The organism is Mesorhizobium sp. M7A.F.Ca.US.006.04.2.1, assembly GCF_004022915.1.
Taxonomy (GTDB): Bacteria; Pseudomonadota; Alphaproteobacteria; order Rhizobiales; family Rhizobiaceae; genus Mesorhizobium; species Mesorhizobium ciceri.
Map to the genome: position 1 here is coordinate 1 of NZ_RZQA01000351.1, position 6,089 is coordinate 6,089.

General features: G+C 64.0%; 6 protein-coding genes. 4 read left to right on the forward strand and 2 right to left on the reverse strand.

Annotated elements, in window-relative coordinates; translation table 11 throughout:
• The 3 genes from EN925_RS19085 to EN925_RS19095 form a co-directional block, all read left to right on the forward strand.
• Positions 1–646, forward strand: a 646-nt coding sequence (locus EN925_RS19085) for a Sua5 family C-terminal domain-containing protein (RefSeq protein WP_206632854.1), incomplete at its 5' end; no start/stop codon positions are given.
• 8 nt (positions 647–654) lie between these two features.
• A complete protein-coding gene (locus EN925_RS19090) occupies positions 655–2,085 on the forward strand; it encodes an FAD-binding oxidoreductase (protein WP_127385283.1) in 1,431 nt (476 codons plus the stop codon).
• 186 nt (positions 2,086–2,271) lie between these two features.
• On the forward strand, positions 2,272–2,838 hold the full coding sequence (locus tag EN925_RS19095; RefSeq protein ID WP_127368712.1) for a DUF6101 family protein: 567 nt from the start codon (positions 2,272–2,274) through the stop codon (positions 2,836–2,838).
• A 167-nt stretch (positions 2,839–3,005) separates the two neighbouring features.
• Here EN925_RS19095 and ubiA read toward each other — a convergent pair whose 3' ends face one another.
• On the reverse strand, positions 3,006–3,989 hold the full coding sequence (gene ubiA, locus EN925_RS19105) for a 4-hydroxybenzoate octaprenyltransferase (protein WP_064995195.1): 984 nt from the start codon (positions 3,987–3,989) through the stop codon (positions 3,006–3,008).
• 68 nt (positions 3,990–4,057) lie between these two features.
• Positions 4,058–4,969, reverse strand: coding sequence for a LysR family transcriptional regulator (locus EN925_RS19110; protein ID WP_013532815.1), 912 nt, complete (start codon positions 4,967–4,969; stop codon positions 4,058–4,060).
• A gap of 89 nt (positions 4,970–5,058) precedes the next feature.
• Here EN925_RS19110 and EN925_RS19115 point away from each other — a divergent pair, with 89 nt between their 5' ends.
• Positions 5,059–5,874: a phytanoyl-CoA dioxygenase family protein gene (locus EN925_RS19115; protein WP_027164167.1), complete on the forward strand. Its 816-nt coding sequence runs from the start codon at positions 5,059–5,061 to the stop codon at positions 5,872–5,874.
• The last annotated feature ends 215 nt before the right edge of the window (positions 5,875–6,089 follow it).

Genomic DNA, 6,089 nt, shown 5'->3' on the forward strand with positions numbered 1-6,089 from the left:
GCTCGATACAATCGCCTTGCGCATGCCGAGGGGCTTTGGCGGCGATCTGATCGCCAGGCTCGGCCGCCCGCTTGCCGCGCCCAGCGCCAATTCATCCGGCAGGATCAGCGCAACGACCGCGCAAGCGGTGGCAGCCGATCTCGGTGCGCGGATAAAGCTGGTGGTCGATGGCGGCGCGACCCCGGTCGGGCTGGAATCGACGATTCTCAAGGCCGAGGGGGAAAGAATGCGGCTGCTGAGGCCCGGCGGCATCGCCGCCGAGGAGATCGAGGCGGCCATCGGCATAGAATTGTTGCGCGGCGGCACCGCCAGTATCGAGGCGCCGGGCATGCTTGCCTCGCACTATGCGCCAGGTGCCGCGATGCGGCTCAATGCCGGCACGGTCGGCGAGGGCGAGGCTTTGCTCGGCTTCGGCAGCCAACGGGCGGACGGCTGGCGCCGCGCCGAAGCCTTCCTCAATTTGTCCGAAACCGGGGACCTGCGCGAAGCGGCGAGCAATCTGTTCGCCTATATGCAGGCACTCGACCGCAGCGGCGCGCGCACCATCGCCGTCGAGCCTATTCCCTGCGACGGGCTCGGCGAAGCGATCAACGATCGGCTGTCGCGTGCAGCCGCCCCTCGTGACATCACGCAACCCGCAACATAGTTTCCCCCATGATCGAAATCACAAAGACACTCGATCCCGCCCTCATCGATCGCTTCACGGCGATCGTCGGCGACAAATATGCACTGCGTGATCAGCAGGACATCGCGCCCTACCTCATTGAGCGACGTGGGCTTTGGCACGGCGCGACGTCGCTGGTGCTGCGGCCGGGCAGCGTCGACGAGGTCAGCCGGATCATGCGGCTGGCGACCGAGACGGGAACGCCGATCGTGCCGCAAAGCGGCAACACCGGGCTGGTCGGCGCGCAGGTGCCGGACAGGTCCGGGCGCGAAATCGTCCTGTCGCTGTCGCGGCTGAACCGCATCCGCGAGATCGATGTGCAGTCCAACACCGTAACAGTAGAAGCCGGTGTCATCCTGCAGACGCTGCAGGAGGCAGCCGACGCCGCCGACCGGCTGTTCCCGCTGTCGCTGGCCGCGCAAGGCTCCTGCCAGATCGGGGGCAATCTTTCCTCCAATGCCGGCGGCACCGGCGTGCTTGCCTACGGCAATGCGCGTGAACTTTGCCTCGGTGTCGAGGTGGTGCTGCCGACCGGCGAGGTGTTCGACGACCTGCGCAAGCTGAAGAAGGACAACACCGGCTACGATCTGAAAAACCTGTTCGTCGGGGCCGAAGGCACGCTCGGCGTCATCACCGCCGCCGTGCTGAAACTGTTCCCGAAACCGAAGGGGCGCGAAGTCGCCTTCGTCGGCCTGTCGTCGCCCGAGGCGGCACTTTCGCTGTTCGGCCTGGCCATGGACCGTGCCGGGGCAGCACTCACCGCTTTCGAACTGATCGGCAGGCGGCCATATGATTTCACCCTGGCGCATGCCCAGGGTGTGGTGCGGCCGCTGATCGAGGACTGGCCGTGGTACGTGCTGATGCAGATTTCATCAGGCCGTTCGTCGGAAGATTCGAGAGCGTTGATCGAGGATGTGCTGTCGGCTGGCCTCGAACAGGAATTCGTCGGCGACGCCGTCATTGCCGCGAGTCTCGCGCAGGGCGATGCCTTCTGGAATTTCCGTGAGTTGCTGCCCGAGGCGCAGAAACCGGAGGGCGCCTCGATCAAGCACGACATTTCGGTGCCTATTGCCTCGATCCCGCGTTTCATCGAAGAAGCCGCCGGCGCGGTGGCGTCGGTGAGCGCCGGCGCGCGCGTGGTCTGCTTCGGCCATATGGGCGACGGCAATCTCCACTACAACATTTCCCGGCCCGTCGACGGCGACGATGAGGCGTTCCTCGCTCTCTATCACCCCATGAACAAGGCGGTGCACGATGTGGTGCGCAGCCTGCACGGTTCGATCTCGGCCGAGCATGGCATCGGCCAGTTGAAGCGCGACGAGCTGATCGCCACCGCGCCGCCGATGGCGATCGATCTGATGCGAAGGGTGAAGGCCGCTTTCGATCCGGCCGGCATCATGAATCCGGGTAAGGTTATCTGATCCTTTCGACATCTTGTGGCTGGTGGGATTCCGATAACCATCCCTGAGATCAGCAAAATTTAACCGACTTTCTTAAGCGGGGCGGTAAGGAGCCCGCGCTACTGTCTCCATACAAACGAGGCTGGAAAAACCGGCCCGGAGAGAACCGGACACCGGCTCTCAGGAGACAGACAGGAAGGCCACTCTATGAACACCGGACTGAAGCCAGTCTGGGCGGGACGCAACATGCGTCTCGACCCATTCCGCCTGCCGCAAGTGGTGAGCTACGCGACTCGCGACGACTACGGCGATGTAACCTTCACCATCGACCAGCGCGGCGCCGTGATCCGCCGCTTGCTCGAGATGAGCGGCCTGCCCGCGATCATCGTTCTGCCCTCCAATGCGTTCCGCGGCGTTGCCGCCCGCGCCATGGAGGATCCGGACGGCAATGTCACGGTGACCCTGGAACTCCTGCACAACGACCCGATGCTGTCGGTGCCGCTGCTGGTGGCCGACGATCTCGACGATGTCGCCGCCGACTGGCGCGCCTGGGCCGACGCTTACCGCCTGCCGATGCTGCTCATCGAATCGGACGGCGTTGCCCGCACCCTGGAAGAATCACTCGGCGCCGCCATCAAGACGCTGCCGCCGCAGGATCGGCGCAAGGGGCGGATTTCGAACACGCGCCGCCCGCGTTTCCTCGCTCGCCGCAGAGCTGGCGACCTCGGTCTCAGGCTGGTCATCGACGGCCAGGAGATTATTTCGCGGGAGTAGGAAGGTTCTTCCTTCTCCCCCTGTGGGAGAAGGTGGCCGAGCGAAGCTCGGTCGGATGAGGGGTGTTCCAGCTTGGCAATGCCGGCGTTCCGTCACGCACCCCTCAACCGTCTTGGCGCTGCGCGCCAATCCACCTTCTCCCACAAGGGGAGAAGGAAGAAGCGCCGCTAAACCAGCGGCTTCAGAGCCACCCACACAGCGCCGCCGATCAGGCCGAGGAAGATCAGCCAGCCGACCTGGTTGTTCGACCTGAACAGGCGCAGGCATTGGTCCGGATTGTCGATGTCCAACACGGCGATCTGCCGCGCCATATGAGCGCCGGCGGCGATCAGCCCGGCCAGCGCCACCACCGGCGCCTGCGCCGACGCGAAGGCGATGGCGAAGCAGATCAGCGCGCCGCCATAAAGTCCGGCCAGCCAGGCCTTGGTGTTGTCGCCGAACAGGCGTGCCGTCGAGCGCACGCCGACAATGGCGTCATCTTCCTTGTCCTGGTGCGCGTAGATCGTGTCGTAGCCGATCACCCACAGGATCGAGCCGATATAGAGCATGACAGCAGGCCCATCGAGATCGCCGAACTCGACCGCCCATCCCATCAGCGCGCCCCAGGAAAACGCAAGGCCGAGCACCAGTTGCGGCCAGTTGGTTATCCGCTTCATGAACGGATATATGGCGATGACCGCCAGTGAGCAGATGCCGAGCAGGACGGCAAAGCTGTTGAACTGGATGAGCACGACGAGGCCGACCAGGGCCTGCAGGACGAGAAACAGCCATGCCCGCCGGCGCGTCGCCTTGCCTGACGGCAGCGGTCGCGAGCGCGTGCGCTCCACCTGGTTGTCGATGTCCTCGTCGACGAGGTCGTTGTAGGTGCAGCCGGCGCCGCGCATGGCGATGGCCCCGACCAGGAAAAGCACGAGATACAAAGGCGCCGGCAGCAGTGAGAGCAGCGGGTCGCCGGGACGCGGATAGGCGCTTGCCGCCAAGGCCGCCGACCACCAGCACGGCCACAGCAGCAGTTGCCAGCCTATCGGCCTGTCCCACCGCGCAAGCTGCGCATAGGGCCATATCGAGCGCGGCAGCACGCGGTAGACCCAATGGCCGTTCGGCGCATCGGCGACACGGCCCTGGGCCGCTTTCGACTGGATGGTTTCCATGCCCATGGAGTGGCAGCAGCGGCGGAAACCGTCAAGCGGCAAGCGGAGACGCGGCGCCCGTCAGCCTTTCACGAGGCAAAGATGTCGCGGGTGGCGAACCAGTCCTTGGCCACCTCGACGAAGGCCAGCGCTGCATTCGACACACGCTGATGCGTGTCATAGGTAAGCAGGATCCGCTGCATGGGCAGCGGATCCGACAGCGGCTTGCAGATGAGCGGCAGCCCGTCATAGCTGCGGTCGCCATGCGGGCGGGTGTAGCTGACCGCAACGCCGAAGCCGTTGGCGACCATGCTCCGTTGCAGTTCGAACGAGCTTGTCGTCATGTCGGCCACAGGCGAAAGGCCGCGGCTGCGGAACAGGTCGAGCATATGCTGCCAGCTGTGCGGCTGGTCGGTGGTGATCAGCGGATAGGCGGCCAGATCGGCAAGGCTGACCGACGGGCGATCCGCCAGGGCATGGCCTGCCGGCAACAGCGCGTGCGGGCGAAGTTCACGCAGCAGGATGCGGGCGAAATGCGTCGGCAGGCTGAGATCATAAGTCAGGCCGAGATCGATGGCCGCGTCACCCAGCCGTCGACCCAGCGTCTCGAACGTCTCGTCGCGAACGACGATCTTGACGGCCGGATAGCGTTCGGAGAAGGCGCGGATCAAAGCCGGCGCGAAGAAAGGCGCCAGATCCTCGAAGCATCCCAACACCAACTCGCCGCTGACAGCCGATTTGCTTGAACCCAGGCCGATGAGTTCCTCCGTTTCGGTGAGAACCTGCCTTGCCTTGGCCACGACGGCGCGGCCGAACGATGTCGGCGACACGCCGCTTCCCCGCTGGCGGACGAACAGTTTCTGGCCGAAATTCTTTTCGACCGCGTCGATGGCCACCGAGATCGACGGCTGAGAGACGTTCAGCATCTTTGCCGCGCCGGTGACGCTGCCGTGACGCGCCACGGCAACCAGATAGCGTAGCTGCGTGAGAGTCACACTCATAGAGGCACTCTATATGTCAGATCGAAAGTTATTATTTTACCGAATGAATAGATATTGCGATAGTGGCTTTATTCCAAGAGGAGAACGCCATGGCTTCCCGGACTGCCACCCTCGACGCCACCAGGATCGGCGCGTCCACGATTGCCGACTATCAGCGTGACGGCGCTGTTTGCATTCGCGGCGCCTTCAAGGGCTGGGTCGACACGATTGCCGCAGGCATCGAACGCAACATGCAGAACCGCAGCGCCACCGCATCCGACATAGCCAACGGTCGCGGTAGTTTCTTCGATGACTACTGCAACTGGGAGCGCATCCCCGAATTCGTCAGCCTGGTACGGGACTCACCCGCCGCCGAACTTGCGGCGGCGGTGATGCAATCGCGCACCGCGCAGTTCTTCCATGATCATGTGCTGGTGAAGGAACCCGGCACGCAGAAGCCGACGCCCTGGCATCAGGACATCCCCTACTATTTCGTCGATGGCCAACAGACGGTGAGCTTCTGGATACCCATCGACCCGGTGAAGGAGGCGACGCTGCGGCTGATCGCCGGCTCGCACAAATGGGACAAGATGATCCTGCCGGTGCGCTGGCTCGACGATAGCAATTTCTATGCCGGCGAGGGCGACTATCTGCCGGTGCCGGATCCCGACAAGGACCCTTCGATGAAGGTGCTCGAATGGGAAATGGAGCCGGGCGACGCCATCCTGTTCGACTTCAGGACCGCGCATGGCGCGCGTGGCAATATGACCGCGGCGCGGCGCCGGGCGCTGTCGCTGCGCTGGGTCGGTGACGATGCGCGCTATGTCGAGCGGCCGGGCCGTACCTCGCCGCCCTATTACGGCCATGGCATGCAGCCGGGCGAGAGGCTGCGCGAGGACTGGTTTCCGGTGGTTTTCTCCGCCTAGCGAATCGCCAGAAAATTGGCGGCGGGGATAACGTTCCCGTGCGCAATTGCGATCTAAACACCCTGATGCCTTGACCCGTCGCCCGGAGAGCAATAGCGGGTCTCCAAGAGACTGTTTCGAAATTCGCTCTGGCGAGTCATATGGTGGTGGTTTCGAGAACCGTAGCGGAGCGGACATTTGGTCCGTGAGCTCAGTTCTACTGCACGCAGTAGAAC